The organism is Streptomyces sennicomposti, from assembly GCF_019890635.1.
In the GTDB taxonomy this organism is placed as follows: Bacteria; Actinomycetota; Actinomycetes; order Streptomycetales; family Streptomycetaceae; genus Streptomyces; species Streptomyces sennicomposti.
The window spans coordinates 1-14,617 of sequence record NZ_JAIOAB010000014.1 but is presented as its reverse complement, the minus strand read 5'-3'; the positions used below and the strand labels follow the sequence as shown (position 1 = coordinate 14,617).

Here is a 14,617-nt window from a genome sequence, read left to right as displayed (position 1 = left end):
GCAGCGATGCGCTACGACTCCCCGCTGGCCGCGGTGGGCAACACCCCTCTGGTGCGCCTGCCGCGGCTCTCGCCGTCCGCCGACGTCCGCATCTGGGCGAAGCTGGAGGACCGCAATCCCACCGGCTCGGTCAAGGACCGCCCCGCCCTGCACATGATCGAGCAGGCGGAGAAGGACGGCCGGCTCACCCCGGGCTGCACGATCCTGGAGCCCACCTCCGGCAACACCGGCATCTCGCTGGCCATGGCGGCCAAGCTCAAGGGCTACCGCATGGTGTGCGTGATGCCCGAGAACACCTCCCAGGAGCGCCGGGACCTGCTCGGCATGTGGGGCGCGGAGATCATCTCCTCGCCGGCCGCCGGCGGCTCCAACACCGCCGTACGGGTCGCCAAGGAGCTGTCCGCCGAGCACCCGGACTGGGTGATGCTCTACCAGTACGGCAACCCGGACAACGCCGGCGCCCACTACGCGACGACCGGCCCCGAGATCCTCGCCGACCTCCCCTCCGTCACGCACTTCGTCGCGGGCCTCGGCACCACCGGCACCCTGATGGGCGTCGGCCGCTATCTGCGCGAGCACAAGCCGGATGTGAGGATCGTCGCCGCCGAGCCGCGCTACGACGACCTGGTCTACGGCCTGCGCAACCTCGACGAGGGCTTCGTCCCCGAGCTGTACGACGCCTCCGTCCTCACCACCCGCTTCTCGGTCGGCTCGGCCGACGCGGTCACCCGCACCCGTGAACTCCTCCAGCAGGAGGGCATCTTCGCGGGCGTCTCCACGGGCGCGGCGCTGCACGCGGCGATCGGCGTCGGCAAGAAGGCGGTCACGGCCGGCGAGAGCGCCGACATCGTGTTCGTCGTCGCCGACGGCGGCTGGAAGTACCTCTCCACCGGCGTCTACACCGCGGCCACCACCGAGGAGGCCATCGAGACGCTCCAGGGCCAGCTCTGGGCCTGACCCCGGCTGACCCTGGCCGGGCGCCGGCCTGACCCCGGCCGGGCGCCCGTCCGCGCCCGGCGCCGAGCCGGCCGGGCCCGCGCCCGGTCGCCGGCTCCTCGGCTGTCGGCTTCTCGGCCGCCGGCTCCTCGGTCGTTGAATCAAGGACGCGCCAGCCCCCTCCCACGAGGCGGCCAACCGCATCCTATGGAGGGGCAAAGAATTCCCTCCGCCACTGCCGGTCGCCCTCGGGCCGGGGCTACGTTCCTACCGCACCTGTCATGTCACGCTCATCGGCAGGACGAAGGTGTCTGAGTGTCATGCTCATGACTGCGCGGTCTCGCCGCCGCTACGCGCGTCACGGGCCTGCCCGACCAGAGCGAAACCCCACTTCCCGATGGAGGCAGCACCCCATGCGTGAGTCACGCCCGAGCGGGCCGAGACGGAGCCTGCCGAGGCTCCTCGCCCTCGCCTTCCCCGCGCTCGCCCTCACCGTCGCCGGCTTCGCGGCGGCGCCCACGGCCGGCGCCCAGACCGCTTCCGCACCCGCTTCCGCGCCCCAGACCTCCCGGGTGACGCAGAACGCCAAGGCCCTGACCGCCCCCGAGCGGCAGACCTTCCACACCACCGGCAAGGCCGGCCAGAAGGTGCCCACCCAGCACCTGTGCGCCACCGCCGAGCCCGGCCACGCGTCCTGCTTCGCCCAGCGCCGTACCGACATCGAGCAGCGGCTCGCGTCGGCGGTCGCCGCCGCCGCGCCCTCCGGCCTCTCGCCGGCCAACCTGCACAGCGCCTACAACCTGCCGAGCACCGGCGGCTCCGGCCTGACCGTCGCCGTGGTCGACGCCTACAACGACCCCAACGCCGAGTCCGACCTCGCCACCTACCGCTCGCAGTTCGGCCTGTCCGCGTGCACCAAGGCCAACGGCTGCTTCAAGCAGGTCAGCCAGACCGGCTCCACCACCTCGCTGCCGACGAACGACAGCGGCTGGGCCGGTGAAGAGGCCCTGGACATCGACATGGTCAGCGCCGTCTGCCCGAACTGCAACATCATCCTCGTCGAGGCCAACTCCGCCACCGACGCCGACCTCGGCACCGCCGAGAACGAGGCCGTCGCGCTCGGCGCCAAGTTCGTCTCCAACAGCTGGGGCGGCGACGAGGAGTCCTCGCAGACCAGCCTGGACAGCCAGTACTTCAAGCACCCCGGCGTCGCCATCACCGTCTCCGCGGGCGACTCCGGCTACGGCGCCGAGTACCCGGCGACCTCGCAGTACGTGACCGCCGTCGGCGGCACCGCGCTCACCAGCTCCTCGGGCTCGCGCGGCTGGAGCGAGTCGGTGTGGAACACCAACTCCACCGAGGGCACCGGCTCCGGCTGCTCGGCCTACGACCCCAAGCCGACCTGGCAGACCGACACCGGCTGCTCCAAGCGCATGGAGGCCGACGTCTCCGCGGTCGCCGACCCGGCCACCGGCGTAGCGGTCTACGACACCTACGGCGGCTCCGGCTGGGCGGTCTACGGCGGCACCAGCGCCTCCGCCCCGATCATCGCCGGCGTCTACGCCCTCGCGGGCGCCCCGGGCGCGAGCGACTACCCGGCGAAGTACCCCTACAGCCACACCGGCAACCTGTACGACGTCACCAGCGGCTCCAACGGCTCCTGCTCGACCTCGTACTTCTGCAAGGCGACCACCGGCTACGACGGCCCGACCGGCTGGGGCACCCCGAACGGCACCGCCGCGTTCACCTCGGGCGGCGGCGGCACCGGCAACACCGTGACCGTCACCAACCCCGGCAGCCAGTCGACCACCACCGGCGGCTCGGTCAGCCTCCAGATCAAGGCCACCGACAGCGCGGGCGCGGCCCTCACCTACAGCGCCACCGGCCTGCCCACCGGGCTGACCATCAACAGCTCCACCGGCCTGATCACCGGCACCGCCTCCACCGCCGGCACCTACCAGGTCACCGTCACCGCCAAGGACTCCACCGGCGCCACCGGCTCGACCTCCTTCACCTGGACCGTCGGCTCCGGCGGCGGCACCTGCTCGGCCACCCAGCTGCTGGCCAACCCGGGCTTCGAGTCCGGCAGCACCGGCTGGACCGCCTCCAGCGGCGTCATCACCACCGACAGCGGTGAGGCGGCGCACGGCGGCTCCTACAAGGCCTGGCTCGACGGCTACGGCTCCTCGCACACTGACACGCTGTCCCAGTCGGTGACCATCCCGGCCGGCTGCAAGGCCACGCTCACCTTCTACCTGCACATCGACACCGCCGAGACCACCACCAGCTCGCAGTACGACAAGCTGACGGTGACCGCCGGTTCGACCACCCTGGCGACCTACTCCAACCTCAACAAGGCCTCCGGGTACGCGCAGAAGACCTTCGACCTGTCCTCGCTGGCGGGCCAGACGGTCACCCTGAAGTTCAACGGCGTCGAGGACTCCTCGCTCCAGACCAGCTTCGTCGTGGACGACACCGCCCTGACGACCAGCTGACCGGCGCCCCGCGCGATCCGCACCCGCAGCTGAGGGACCCCGGCCGGCACAGCGGCCGGGGTCCCGGCGCATGTTGCTGTGCCGGGGGGCTCAGGCGCGCAGGGGTTCGGCGTGCGTGGGGGAAGGATCCTGATGTGCTGGAGAAACGTCACATCGGCATCAGGGCACTGGACACCCGGCAACCGGGTCGGCAAGGAAGGCGGACGCCCATGCGCCGTACGACGCTCACCACGCGCACCCTCCACCGCGGCACCCTCGCCGCCACCACGGCGGCAGCGGCCGCGGCGGCCCTGCTGCTCGCGGGCTGCGGCACGCAGGACGACGACGGCAAGGGCGGCCCGACGGGGGCGGGGAGCGGCGGTGCGACGGCCTCGGCGTCGGCGTCCGCGTCCGCGTCTCCCTCGGGGTCCGCGTCGGCGCCGGGGTCACCGTCGGGGCCGGGCTCACCGTCAGGGGCGGGGTCCGCTTCTGCCCCGCCGTCCGCGACCGGCTCGGCCCCGGCCTCTCCGTCCGGCTGTGTGCGGCACGTGGAGCTGACCGCCGCCGACACCGGGCGGACCGTCTGCCTGACCGTCGGCGGGTCGGTGCGGATGAACCTGGACGGCACCAAGGAACGCCCGTGGAGCCCGGTCAAGGCCGAGGGCGGCATCCTCAAGGGCGCCAACGCCGGGATCGTCATCCTGCCGGGCGACGCCCTCGCCGCGTTCACGGCGTCCGCCCCCGGCACGGCCCGTCTGTCCGCCTCCCGCCCGCTGTGCGCGACCGGCCCCGGCAAGATCTCCTGCCTGGGCATCCAGGAGTGGACGGTCACGGTGAAGGTGACGCGGCCATGAGCGCCGTACCCGGGGCCGCGGTGGCGCGGCTCAGCCGGCCAGGTAGCGCACCTGGTCCCACAGGACCGGGTCCACGACCCCCACCCGGCGCCGGAAGTCCCACACCGGCACCTCGCGCACCTCGTCGGTCTCCAGGAAGCTGGTCCGCCCCTGTCCGTCCCCCACCGAGCCGGGCGGCAGCGGGATCACCCCGGCGCGCTCGTCGTGGAACTTGCTGGTGATCTTGGCGACCCGGGCCCGCTTGCCGTGCACCGACAGCACCAGGCACGGCCGGTCCTTGGAGCCGGGACCGTCCTCGTAGGGCACGGTGGCCCACCAGATCTCCGCCGGGCGCGGACGCGCGGCGGTCGTCCGGCCCCCGGGCCGTCCCGGCGGGCGCGACCTGCGGCCGGCGGGACGGCGGCCCCGCCCCCAGCCGTCGACGAGCGTGGCGACGAGCGCCAGCAGCACCACCGCCGCGAGCGCCAGCCACCAGGACGTGTCCATAAGGACGACGTTACCGGCGCGCGAGACTCGGCGCGCGCCCTCTTGCGGACCTCATGCGCCCCACGTCCAGCCGAACCGGTGACACCGCAGGTGAGTTCGCCCACAACCGCCCTTGCCGGAGGAGCGACCAGCCGTTTCGCGCCTTACGCTCGACGGACCGCACGACCCCCGTCACCTTCTGTATCCATCCCGCCAGCGGAGGTTTCTGCTTCATGAAGCTCACCGTCGTCGGCTGCTCGGGGTCGTTCCCGTCCGCGGAATCGGCCTGTTCGAGCTACCTCGTAGAGGCCGACGGCTTCCGGCTGCTCCTCGACATGGGCAACGGCGCCCTGGGCGAGCTGCAGCGCCACTGCGGTCTCTACGACCTCGACGCCGTCTTCCTGAGTCATCTGCACGCCGACCACTGCATCGACATGTGCGTCTACTTCGTCGCGCGCTACTACCGTTACGACGGCGGCCGTTGCGACCCGCTCCCGGTCTACGGCCCCGAGGGCACCGAGCACCGCCTCACCACCGCCTACGCCGACACCCCCTCCGCCTCGTCGATGAGCGAGGTCTTCGACTTCCACACGGTCAAGCCGGGCACGTTCGAGATCGGCCCGTTCACCGTGCACACCGAGCGCGTGGCCCACCCCGTGGAGGCGTACGCCATCCGCATCGAGCACGGCGGCCGGACGCTGACGTACTCGGGCGACACCGGGGTGAGCGACGCCCTGGAGGAACTGGCCCGCGGCGCCGACCTGTTCCTGTGCGAGGCCGCCTTCACGGACGGCAAGGAGGACATCCCCGACCTCCACCTCAACGGCCGCGAGGCCGGCGAGGCCGCCGCCCGCGCGGGGGTGCGCAGCCTGGTCCTCACCCACATCCCGCCGTGGACCGACCCGGAGATCAACCTCGCCCACGCCCGCGCCGCCTACGCCGGGCCGGTGGCGCTGGCGGCGCCCGGAGCGACGTACGAGGTCTGAGCACGGGCGAGCCGGGCCGCGCGACGGTACGACGAGGCCCCCCGAGCGGATTCTCCGGCTCGGGGGGCCTCGTCATGGTCCGGCGGGGCCGGGGGAACTCACGCCTTGGTGAGGTCCTCGACCTCCTCCTCGGGCTCGCGGCCCGGGGTGGGGAGGTTGAACTTGGTGATGGCGAAGCGGAAGAGGAAGTAGTACACCGCCGCGAACACCAGGCCGATCGGGATGATCAGCCAGGGCTTCGTCGCCAGGTTCCAGTTCAGCGCGTAGTCGATGAAGCCGGCCGAGAAGGTGAAGCCGGCGTGCACGCCGAGCGCCCAGGTGATCGCCATGGACGCGGCGGTCAGCACCGCGTGGATCGCGTACAGCAGCGGGGCGATGAACATGAACGCGAACTCGATGGGCTCGGTCACGCCCGTGACGAACGAGGTCAGCGCGAGCGAGATCATCATGCCCAGCACGGCCTTGCGGCGCTCGGGGCGGGCGCAGTGCGCGATGGCGAGCGCGGCGGCCGGCAGGCCGAACATCATGATCGGGAAGAAGCCGGACATGAACTGACCGGCGGTCGGGTCACCCGCGAAGAAGCGGTTCAGGTCGCCGTGGACGACGTCGCCGGCCGCGTTCTTGAAGTCGCCGATCTGGAACCACGAGACGGTGTTGACGAACTGGTGCATGCCGACGGGGAGCAGCGCGCGGTTGATCAGGCCGAACAGACCGGCGCCGAGGGCACCCAGACCGGTGATCCACTCGCCGAAGTCGGAGATGCCCTCACCGATCGGCTTCCAGATCAGGCCGAAGAGGACGCCCATCGCGGTGCCGACGAAGGCCATGATGATCGGCACCAGACGGCGGCCGTTGAAGAAGCCGAGCCAGTCCACCAGCTTCTTGCGGTGGTAGCGCTGCCACAGCACCGCCGAGAGCAGACCCATGATGATGCCGCCGAGGACACCGGGGTTGTTGTACGTCGCGGCTATGTCCGCGCCCGCCTGCACCTTCGCCTCGGTGACCGGGAACGCCTTCAGCACGTTGCTGTAGACCAGGAAGCCGACGAGGCCGGCCAGCGCCGTGGAGCCGTCGGCCTTCTTGGCGAAGCCGATCGCCACACCGATGCAGAACAGCAGCGGCAGGTTGTCGAAGATGGCACCACCGGCCGTCGCGAACACCGCCGTGACCTTGTCCGGCAGGTTCAGCTTGTCGTGCACGTCCGCCTGGCCCAGGCGCAGCAGGATGCCCGCCGCCGGCAGCACGGCGATCGGAAGCTGCAGGCTTCGGCCGACCTTCTGCAGGCCCTGGAACAGGCCTGATCCCCGCTTCTTCGCGGGCGCCGCCTTCTGTTCGGCGGTGGCGGTGCTCATACGTCCGTCCTCCATCGGGTGGTGGTCTACACCACTCAGTGGTGTAGACCTGTTGTAGCACGATGAAGGTGGCGTAAGGAACCCGCGAATCCGCTACCGGATCACTACGCCGCGTACGGGCGCGCGCGGGCGATCACCGCCCGGTGTCGGGCCGGTGTCGGGCCGGTCTCGGCGGGCCGGTGCAGGGCCGGTCCCAGGCCGCTCCCAGGCCGGACCCGGGGCGTTCCCGGAGGGAGGACTCAGGCCTTCGTGGTGTCCTCGACCTCGTCCGCCGGCTCCCGCCCCGGAGTCTTCAGATCGAACCGCGTGATGGCAAATCGGAACACCGCGTAATACACCGCGGCGAAGCACAGCCCGATCGGGATGATCCCCCACGGCCGGGTCGCCAGGTTCCAGTTGATGACGTAGTCGATCAGCCCCGCCGAGAAGCTGAACCCGTCGTGCACCCCCAGCGCCCACGTCACCGCCATCGACACCCCCGTCAGCACCGCGTGCACCGCGTACAGCGCCGGCGCGATGAAGAGGAACGAGTACTCCAGCGGCTCGGTGATCCCCGTGACGAACGAGGTGAGCGCCACCGACAGCATCAGCCCGCCCACCTCCTTGCGCCGCTCCGGCCGGGCCGTGTGCGTGATCGCCAGCGCGGCGGCCGGCAGCGCGAACATCATGATCGGGAAGAAGCCCGAGGTGAACTGCCCCGCGTTCGGGTCGCCCGCCAGGAACATGTTGATGTCGCCGTGCACCACCGTCCCGTCCGGCTTGGTGTAACTGCCGAACTGGAACCAGATGGGCACGTTCAGGAACTGGTGCAGGCCGATCACCAGCAGCGCCCGGTTCGCCAGGCCGAAGATCCCCGCGCCCCACGCCCCCGCGTCGCTCAGCCAGTCGCTGAAACTCTCCAGACCGCGCCCGACCGGCGGCCAGACCCACAGGCACAGCGCCGCGAACGCGATCGCCACGAACGCCATGATGATGGGCACCAGACGACGGCCGTTGAAGAAGCCCAGCCAGTCCACCAGCCTGGTGCGGTGGAAGCGCCGCCAGAAGAAGGCGGCCAGCAGCCCCATCACGATCCCGCCGAACACCCCCGGGTTCTGGTAGGTGAACGGCGTCGCCGTCCCGTCGGCCGCCTGGCAGCCGGTCGCGATCACCTTCGCCCCCGCCGGACAGTCCATCGGGAACTGGTGCAGCACGTTGTAATAGACGAGGAAGCCCGCCACCGCCGCCAGCGCCGTCGAACCGTCCGCCTTCTTCGCCATCCCGATGGCCACGCCCACGCAGAACAGCAGCGGCAGCCCCAGCTGGCCGTCCAGCAGCGCGCCGCCCGCCCCCGCCATCACCTTCGACACGTCGGTCCAGCCCAGACCGTCCTCGCCGAACACGTCCGGCTGCCCCAGCCGGTTCAGGATGCCCGCCGCCGGCAGCACCGCGATCGGCAGCTGCAGACTGCGGCCCATCTTCTGCAGCCCCTGGAACAGCGTGTTCCAGCGCGCACGCAGGGAAGAGGTCCCGATCTCGGCGCCGCCGGCACTCATGAACGTCCTCCCCGCACCGCGTTTGGCCACCGCCCCGACGGTGGTGTAGACCAGTCGACGGACGGTTCCGCTGTCGTGAACGCCATCATCGGCACACCCACGGCGCGACCGCTCGCGAAGATGGGCCAACTGTGGGTTACTGCGACCAAGCGGTTCGGATCAGGGAGAAGGAACATGGCCACCAAGGCTGAGAAGATCGTCGCCGGGCTCGGCGGCATCGAGAACATCGACGAGATCGAGGGCTGCATCACCCGCCTGCGCACCGAGGTCAACGACCCCTCGCTGGTCGACGAGGCCGCCCTCAAGGCCGCCGGCGCCCACGGCGTGGTCAAGATGGGCAACGCCATCCAGGTCGTCATCGGCACCGACGCCGACCCCATCGCGGCCGAGATCGAAGACATGATGTGAACCCGTGACGCCGCGGACCGCCCGCCGCGGTTCACCCGGAAGGGGCTCTTCCCACCGCGGGAGGAGCCCCTTCCGCATGGGGGGCTAGGCTCGTCGCCATGTCTCGAATCGACGGCCGCACGCCCGAACAACTCCGCCCGGTCACCATCGAACGCGGCTGGAGCAAGCACGCCGAGGGCTCCGTCCTCGTCTCCTTCGGCGACACCAGGGTCCTCTGCACCGCCTCCGTCACCGAAGGCGTCCCGCGCTGGCGCAAGGGCAGCGGCGAGGGCTGGGTCACCGCCGAGTACGCCATGCTGCCCCGCGCCACCAACACCCGCGGCGACCGCGAGTCCGTCAAGGGCCGCATCGGCGGCCGCACCCACGAGATCAGCCGGCTCATCGGCCGCTCGCTGCGCGCCGTCATCGACTACAAGGCCCTCGGCGAGAACACCGTCGTCCTGGACTGCGACGTCCTCCAGGCCGACGGCGGCACCCGCACCGCCGCCATCACCGGCGCCTTCGTCGCCCTCGCCGACGCCGTCGCATGGGCCCAGGGCAAGAAGCTGATCAAGACCGGCCGCCAGCCCCTCACCGGCACCGTCAGCGCCGTCTCCGTCGGCATCGTCGGCGGCGTCCCGCTGCTCGACCTCTGCTACGAGGAAGACGTCCGCGCCGACACCGACATGAATGTCGTCTGCACCGGCGACGGCCGCTTCGTCGAGGTCCAGGGCACCGCCGAGGCCGAGCCCTTCGCCCGCGACGAGCTGAACGCCCTGCTCGACCTCGCCGTCGCCGGCTGCACCGACCTGGCCGCGATCCAGCGGGCCGCGCTGGAGAAGTAGCGCTGGAGAAGTAGCGCTGGAAAAGTAAAGGGCATCCCAAGAACGGCGCCCGCCGGGGGCAACCCGCGGGCGCCCTCCCCGCGTCCCTACGGGTACGGGCGCACGGCACACCGCCGCGACGCCCGGCCACGACACCGGGGAGGGAACCCACGCCATGGCCGCGAGCCGCCACCGACGCCTGGGCCGCAGGACCGCCATCGCCGCCACCACGGCCGCCGTCGCACTCACGCTCTCCGCGCTGACCGGCTGCGACGCGATGAACAAGGCCCTGGACTGCGTCCAGACCGCCGACGCCATCGCCGACAGCGTCACCGACCTCCAGCAGGCCGTGCAGAACGCGGCGAACGACCCCACGCAGACCGACCAGGCGCTGCGGTCGATCGAGCAGAACCTGAAGAAGATCGGCGACAAGACCGACGACACGGACGTCAACAAGGCGGTCGACGACCTCGGCAAGGCGGTGGAGAACGTCCGCACCGCGATCGACAACGGCGACCGCACCCCCGACGTCGCCCCCGTCACCGACGCCGCCGGCGAACTCACCAAGGTCTGCACCCCGTAGGGCCGCGGTCCGGGACGGGGACGCGTACGAGCCCATGTGCCGGCCGGGCGGGCGCGTACGGCTCCGGAGACGGGACGGGCGCGTACGGGGCGAGCCGGGCGGGCGTCGATACTGGGGGCATGACCCGCCTGATCCTCGCCACCCGCAACGCCGGAAAGATCACCGAACTCAGGGCGATCCTCACCGACGCCGGACTGCCCCACGAACTCGTCGGCACCGACGCCTACCCCGACGTCCCCGACGTCAAGGAGACCGGCGTCACCTTCGCCGAGAACGCCCTGCTCAAGGCGCACGCCCTGGCCCAGGCCACCGGCCTCCCGGCGGTCGCCGACGACTCCGGCCTCTGCGTCGACGTCCTCGGCGGCGCCCCCGGCATCTTCTCGGCCCGCTGGTCGGGCCGCCACGGCGACGACCGGGCCAACCTCGACCTGCTGCTCGCCCAGCTCTCCGACATCGCCGAGGAACACCGCGCGGCCCACTTCGCCTGCGCCGCTGCCCTCGCCCTCCCCGACGGCACGGAACGCGTCGTGGAGGGCCGCCTGACGGGCACCCTGCGCCACGCCCCGGCCGGCGCCAACGGCTTCGGCTACGACCCGATCCTCCAGCCCGACGGCGAGACCCGCACCTGCGCGGAACTGACCCCCCAGGAGAAGAACGCGATCAGCCACCGCGGCAAGGCCTTCCGCGCCTTGGTACCGGTGGTGCGCGAGCTGCTGGGCTGACTCATGACAACGCCCCCGCACCTGCGAATCGAAGGTGCGGGGGCGTTCCACCCTGTGAGCCCGGTGGGACTCGAACCCACGACACACCGGACCTAAACCGGCGCCCTCTTGCCAGCTGGGGTACGGGCCCGCAGCGGTCCTACTCTACTGGGGTTCGCGTGCGCCTCCGCCGCCCTCCACGGCACCAGGTGCTGGTGACCGCATGGCAGTTGGGGCAGAGCAACCGCAGATTCTCGCGCCGGTTGTCCCGCCAGTCGCCGTTGACGTGGTCGATCTCCAGCGTCATGGGCTTGCCGAGCCACTCCGGACGGAGCCCGCACCTGGCGCACCGCTCGGGCACGCCCACATCGCGCAGTGCGCGGCGCAGGCGCCATGTCTTGATCCGGTGCGTGGCCGCCGTGTGGCGCACCAGCACTTCTCCCGGATCCTTGGCATTCGTGCCCCGTCTTCCCCGCTGGTGCGCCTGCCCGCGGAAATGGGCCGTCGTGAGGCCCTGCTGAGCGATCTGCTCCCGCAGCGCCGCGCGTTGCCCGCCATTGTCCGGCCGCCCCAGACGGCGCAAAACCTCTGCGAGGGAGTCCGACTCCGCGACTGCCGCCCGCAGTTCGTCCGGGTCGAACCGACCGTGTCGCACACCCCTGCTCATGCGTCACCGATCCTGCCGCGTCCCTTGCCGCGACCACGGTAGGTGTCCGTCGTCGAGTGGCAATTGGGGCACAGGAGCCGGAGATTGGCGATTCGGTTGTCCCGCCAGTCGCCGTTGATATGGTCGACTTCCAGCGGGAGCGGCTCCCCGCGCCAGACGGGTCCGGTCCCGCACAGAGCACACCGTTCCTCGACGCCGAGTTCGGCCAGAGCCCTCTTGAGTCGGGCGCTGGGGACCCGTGCGGCGTGTACGGACGTGTCCCTGACGAGGATCTCCTCGGCGGAGCGGCGGCGCTGGTTAGTCCGCATCCTCTCCGTGCGGACCGACTGCGTGAAGTGCGAGGTGTCGATGCCGTACGCCTTGATCTTGCGGCTGATGTGCGTGTGGTGCCCACCGACGAGTTCGAGCCCCAGGTGGCGCAGCACGCCGCGCACACTCGTCGAGGCCGCCACCGCCTGTTCCAGGACCTCTCTGGTCCACTTCACCCCCTCCCGCTCGAAGTGCGAGACGTCCACGCCGAGCGTCTTCATCCGCTCCCACACGTACCGCCGTGTGGGACTCCTCGGATCCACCCCCAGTCTCTCCAGCGCCTCCGACAGCGTCCGCGCCCCGCGTGCCGCTTCCTCCAGGCGTTCCTTGGTGTACGCACTGGCCCCCATCGAGCTCCTCCGTTCCGGCCGTGTGTTCGTGGCCTCGTACGGAGTAACGAACCGGTTATCGGACGGTCACGTACGGAAAGCGGAGCGGCCCGCGCCGGAGTTCTACCGGTGCGGGCCGCTTTCGCTGAGGGTGGGGGCTAGATCCCCAGGTCCTTGATGATCTTGGCTACGTGGCCGGTGGCCTTGACGTTGTAGAGGGCGCGTTCGACCTTGCCCTCCTCGTCCACCACCACCGTGGAGCGGATGACGCCGGTGACCGTCTTGCCGTAGAGCTTCTTCTCGCCGAAGGCGCCGTAGGCCTCAAGGACCTTCTTGTCCGGGTCGGCGAGGAGGGTGACCTTCAGGGACTCCGCCTCGCGGAACTTCGCCAGCTTTTCCGGCTTGTCGGGGGAGACGCCGATCACGTCGTAGCCCGCGCCGGCCAGCACGTCGAGGTTGTCGGTGAAGTCGCAGGCCTGCTTGGTGCAGCCGGGGGTGAGGGCGGCCGGGTAGAAGTAGACGATGACCTTGCGGCCCTTGTGGTCGGCCAGCGACACCTCGTTGCCGTCGGCGTCGGGGAGGGTGAAGGCGGGGGCCGCGTCCCCGGGCTGGAGTCGCTCGGTCATCGAAGTTCGTCTCCTCGTCGTGCCAATACCGTGTCGGTCCGAGCGTAACCGGGGGTGCCGACAGTGCGGTCGCGGCGAGAGCTGACAGACTGTCCCGAACAGGCAGCAGTTGACATCGGAGGCGGTACGGTGGCGGACACGGCGGACACCAGAACCCCGGCTGAGATCGAGGCGGACATCAGGCGCCGTCGCGAGGTACTGGCCGAGACGCTCGACGAGATCGGCGTACGGGTACACCCCAAGACGCTCGTCGGCGACGCCAAGGCCAAGGTCGCCGCCAACGTCGACCACACCCTCGGACGGGCCTATGTGCAGGTCAACCGCGTGGTCAGCGATGTGCGGGCGCAGTTCGTGGACGCCGAGGGCGCGCCCCGGCTGGAGCGGATCGTGCCGGTCGCGCTGCTGGCCGTCGGCGTGGTCGGGCTGCTCACCCTGAGCAGCCGCCGGCGCCGGGGCTGACCCACCGCGTACGGACGTGCTGAAGGCAGGTAGGTTCGAGGCGTGAGCGCCAACAGAAACGAGCACAGCACCACCGACGACAAGCTGCCCATCCGGATGCTGCACGACCGGGTGCTCGTCCGGCAGGACACGAGCGAGGGCGAGCGGCGTTCGGGCGGCGGCATCCTGATCCCGGCCACGGCCGCGGTGGGCCGCCGTCTGGCCTGGGCGGAGGTCGTCGCGGTCGGGCAGAACGTACGGACCGTGGAGCCGGGCGACCGGGTGCTGTTCGACCCGGAGGACCGGGCCGAGGTGGAGGTGCGGGGCACGGCGTACGTGCTCATGCGCGAGCGTGACCTGCACGCCGTCGCCGCGGACCGGTTCGAGGGGTCGGAGGACTCCACGGGGCTGTACCTGTAGCGGGCACGCCGCGTGGACGCCTGATGTGAGCGAGCGTCCGAAGGGGCCGGTGACCGTCGTCACCGGCCCCTTCGGCGTGCCTTTGCTAGCCTCGGAAGCCAGCCCGACGAGACGCGCCGTACCGGGACGAAGGCAAAGACGACGCACCCGTTGTCCGTGGGCGGCCGACGCGAGCCGTCGACCGCCGTGGTTCGTCCCGGAGGTGCCCGTCGTGGCCTGGGTCCTGCTCGTCGTCGCCGGTCTGCTCGAGGTCGGCTGGTCCATCGGCATGAAGTACAGCGAGGGCTTCACCCGCCCGCTGCCGAGTGTGCTCACCGGCGCCGGGATCGTCGCCAGCATGCTGCTGCTGTCCTGTGCCGCCCGTTCGCTGCCCATCGGCACCGCCTACGGCGTGTGGGTGGGCATCGGGGCGGCCGGGGCGGCGGTGCTCGGCATGGTGGTGCTGGGGGAGCCGGCGACCGCCGCCCGGATCTTCTTCGTGTGTCTGCTGCTGGTGGCCGTGGTGGGCCTGAAGGTCACCTCGGGCCACTAGGCCTCGGGTCACTGGGCCTTGGGCCGCCGGGGCGCTGGGCCCTGGGATCCCGGATCGCCGGGCCGCCGGGCCCTACGGTCCTGGGGCGCCGGTTCATCCAGTCCTGCGGTCCCGGGTCGCCGGTTCATCGGGGTCCGCGGTCCCGGGTCGCCGCTGGACGGCGGCCCGGGACTTTCCTCGTCCGACCCCGGGGCTACAG

General features: G+C 71.2%; 17 protein-coding genes, 1 tRNA gene and 1 riboswitch. Of the genes, 11 read left to right on the top strand and 7 right to left on the bottom strand.

All coding sequences use genetic code 11. The annotated features are described in order from the left end of the window. Window positions 1-6: 6 nt before the first annotated feature. The 3 genes from K7787_RS10860 (at window position 7) to K7787_RS10850 (ending at window position 4,264) form a co-directional block, all read left to right on the top strand. Complete coding sequence (locus tag K7787_RS10860) at window positions 7-957, top strand: PLP-dependent cysteine synthase family protein (protein WP_164388183.1); 951 nt, start codon at window positions 7-9, stop codon at window positions 955-957. Window positions 958-1,349: 392 nt separating this feature from the next. Then, window positions 1,350-3,431: a putative Ig domain-containing protein gene (locus K7787_RS10855; protein WP_223001276.1), complete on the top strand. Its 2,082-nt coding sequence runs from the start codon at window positions 1,350-1,352 to the stop codon at window positions 3,429-3,431. A gap of 209 nt (window positions 3,432-3,640) precedes the next feature. Further along, window positions 3,641-4,264 carry a hypothetical protein gene (locus tag K7787_RS10850; RefSeq protein ID WP_223001275.1) on the top strand — a complete coding sequence of 208 codons (624 nt, stop codon included), beginning with the start codon at window positions 3,641-3,643 and terminating at the stop codon, window positions 4,262-4,264. Between the two features lie 30 nt (window positions 4,265-4,294). Here the strand turns inward: K7787_RS10850 and K7787_RS10845 are convergent, their stop codons facing one another. Next, the gene (locus K7787_RS10845) at window positions 4,295-4,750 is read right to left on the bottom strand and encodes a type II toxin-antitoxin system PemK/MazF family toxin (protein ID WP_009188843.1); all 456 of its coding nucleotides are present in this window, start codon (window positions 4,748-4,750) and stop codon (window positions 4,295-4,297) included. A gap of 212 nt (window positions 4,751-4,962) precedes the next feature. Here K7787_RS10845 and K7787_RS10840 point away from each other — a divergent pair, with 212 nt between their 5' ends. Continuing rightward, a complete protein-coding gene (locus K7787_RS10840) occupies window positions 4,963-5,715 on the top strand; it encodes an MBL fold metallo-hydrolase (RefSeq protein ID WP_009188842.1) in 753 nt (250 codons plus the stop codon). Window positions 5,716-5,813: 98 nt separating this feature from the next. On the opposite strand, the gene K7787_RS10835 is transcribed toward K7787_RS10840, so the two are convergent. Further along, a complete protein-coding gene (locus K7787_RS10835) occupies window positions 5,814-7,067 on the bottom strand; it encodes a PTS transporter subunit EIIC (protein ID WP_019980611.1) in 1,254 nt (417 codons plus the stop codon). Window positions 7,068-7,306: 239 nt separating this feature from the next. Continuing rightward, window positions 7,307-8,602: a PTS transporter subunit EIIC gene (locus K7787_RS10830; RefSeq protein ID WP_223001274.1), complete on the bottom strand. Its 1,296-nt coding sequence runs from the start codon at window positions 8,600-8,602 to the stop codon at window positions 7,307-7,309. 174 nt (window positions 8,603-8,776) lie between these two features. Between K7787_RS10830 and K7787_RS10825 the strand changes: the two genes are divergently transcribed. The 4 genes from K7787_RS10825 to rdgB all read left to right on the top strand — a co-directional run bounded on the left by K7787_RS10825 (window position 8,777) and on the right by rdgB (window position 11,118). Continuing rightward, on the top strand, window positions 8,777-9,010 hold the full coding sequence (locus K7787_RS10825) for a PTS sugar transporter subunit IIB (RefSeq protein WP_009188839.1): 234 nt from the start codon (window positions 8,777-8,779) through the stop codon (window positions 9,008-9,010). Between the two features lie 98 nt (window positions 9,011-9,108). Beyond that, window positions 9,109-9,834: a ribonuclease PH gene (gene rph / locus K7787_RS10820; protein WP_009188838.1), complete on the top strand. Its 726-nt coding sequence runs from the start codon at window positions 9,109-9,111 to the stop codon at window positions 9,832-9,834. A gap of 154 nt (window positions 9,835-9,988) precedes the next feature. Beyond that, complete coding sequence (locus tag K7787_RS10815) at window positions 9,989-10,396, top strand: prefoldin domain-containing protein (RefSeq protein WP_164388186.1); 408 nt, start codon at window positions 9,989-9,991, stop codon at window positions 10,394-10,396. Window positions 10,397-10,515: 119 nt separating this feature from the next. After that, complete coding sequence (gene rdgB, locus K7787_RS10810) at window positions 10,516-11,118, top strand: RdgB/HAM1 family non-canonical purine NTP pyrophosphatase (RefSeq protein WP_223001273.1); 603 nt, start codon at window positions 10,516-10,518, stop codon at window positions 11,116-11,118. A gap of 55 nt (window positions 11,119-11,173) precedes the next feature. Here the strand turns inward: rdgB and K7787_RS10805 are convergent. From K7787_RS10805 to bcp, 4 genes are all read right to left on the bottom strand, one after another. Further along, window positions 11,174-11,248 (bottom strand) — tRNA-Leu (locus K7787_RS10805). 9 nt (window positions 11,249-11,257) lie between these two features. Continuing rightward, entirely contained in the window at window positions 11,258-11,764 is a 507-nt protein-coding gene (locus tag K7787_RS10800) for an HNH endonuclease signature motif containing protein (RefSeq protein ID WP_223001272.1), read from the bottom strand. Next, complete coding sequence (locus K7787_RS10795) at window positions 11,761-12,423, bottom strand: HNH endonuclease signature motif containing protein (RefSeq protein ID WP_223001271.1); 663 nt, start codon at window positions 12,421-12,423, stop codon at window positions 11,761-11,763. Before K7787_RS10795 ends, K7787_RS10800 begins: the two co-directional genes overlap by 4 nt. A 137-nt stretch (window positions 12,424-12,560) precedes the next feature. Further along, entirely contained in the window at window positions 12,561-13,028 is a 468-nt protein-coding gene (bcp, locus tag K7787_RS10790) for a thioredoxin-dependent thiol peroxidase (RefSeq protein ID WP_223001270.1), read from the bottom strand. Between the two features lie 129 nt (window positions 13,029-13,157). Between bcp and K7787_RS10785 the strand changes: the two genes are divergently transcribed. From K7787_RS10785 to K7787_RS10775, 3 genes are all read left to right on the top strand, one after another. Further along, window positions 13,158-13,487, top strand: coding sequence for a DUF3618 domain-containing protein (locus K7787_RS10785; protein WP_009188832.1), 330 nt, complete (start codon window positions 13,158-13,160; stop codon window positions 13,485-13,487). 42 nt (window positions 13,488-13,529) lie between these two features. Further along, entirely contained in the window at window positions 13,530-13,886 is a 357-nt protein-coding gene (locus tag K7787_RS10780) for a GroES family chaperonin (protein WP_009188831.1), read from the top strand. 79 nt (window positions 13,887-13,965) lie between these two features. Beyond that, a riboswitch (guanidine-III (ykkC-III) riboswitch) is annotated at window positions 13,966-14,034 on the top strand. Between the two features lie 63 nt (window positions 14,035-14,097). Further along, window positions 14,098-14,418 carry a DMT family transporter gene (locus K7787_RS10775; RefSeq protein WP_009188830.1) on the top strand — a complete coding sequence of 107 codons (321 nt, stop codon included), beginning with the start codon at window positions 14,098-14,100 and terminating at the stop codon, window positions 14,416-14,418. Window positions 14,419-14,617 lie beyond the last annotated feature (199 nt).

Excerpts from the sequence above, each read along its gene's own strand:
- K7787_RS10860 (WP_164388183.1), top strand. The coding sequence starts at position 7 with ATGCGCTACGACTCCCCGCTGGCCGCGGTGGGCAACACCCCTCTGGTG.
- K7787_RS10800 (WP_223001272.1), bottom strand. The coding sequence starts at position 11,764 with ATGAGCAGGGGTGTGCGACACGGTCGGTTCGACCCGGACGAACTGCGG.
- K7787_RS10815 (WP_164388186.1), top strand. The coding sequence starts at position 9,989 with ATGGCCGCGAGCCGCCACCGACGCCTGGGCCGCAGGACCGCCATCGCC.
- K7787_RS10845 (WP_009188843.1), bottom strand. The coding sequence starts at position 4,750 with ATGGACACGTCCTGGTGGCTGGCGCTCGCGGCGGTGGTGCTGCTGGCG.
- K7787_RS10795 (WP_223001271.1), bottom strand. The coding sequence starts at position 12,423 with ATGGGGGCCAGTGCGTACACCAAGGAACGCCTGGAGGAAGCGGCACGC.
- K7787_RS10835 (WP_019980611.1), bottom strand. The coding sequence starts at position 7,067 with ATGAGCACCGCCACCGCCGAACAGAAGGCGGCGCCCGCGAAGAAGCGG.
- K7787_RS10830 (WP_223001274.1), bottom strand. The coding sequence starts at position 8,602 with ATGAGTGCCGGCGGCGCCGAGATCGGGACCTCTTCCCTGCGTGCGCGC.
- K7787_RS10855 (WP_223001276.1), top strand. The coding sequence starts at position 1,350 with ATGCGTGAGTCACGCCCGAGCGGGCCGAGACGGAGCCTGCCGAGGCTC.
- K7787_RS10840 (WP_009188842.1), top strand. The coding sequence starts at position 4,963 with ATGAAGCTCACCGTCGTCGGCTGCTCGGGGTCGTTCCCGTCCGCGGAA.
- rdgB (WP_223001273.1), top strand. The coding sequence starts at position 10,516 with ATGACCCGCCTGATCCTCGCCACCCGCAACGCCGGAAAGATCACCGAA.
- K7787_RS10850 (WP_223001275.1), top strand. The coding sequence starts at position 3,641 with ATGCGCCGTACGACGCTCACCACGCGCACCCTCCACCGCGGCACCCTC.
- bcp (WP_223001270.1), bottom strand. The coding sequence starts at position 13,028 with ATGACCGAGCGACTCCAGCCCGGGGACGCGGCCCCCGCCTTCACCCTC.
- K7787_RS10825 (WP_009188839.1), top strand. The coding sequence starts at position 8,777 with ATGGCCACCAAGGCTGAGAAGATCGTCGCCGGGCTCGGCGGCATCGAG.
- rph (WP_009188838.1), top strand. The coding sequence starts at position 9,109 with ATGTCTCGAATCGACGGCCGCACGCCCGAACAACTCCGCCCGGTCACC.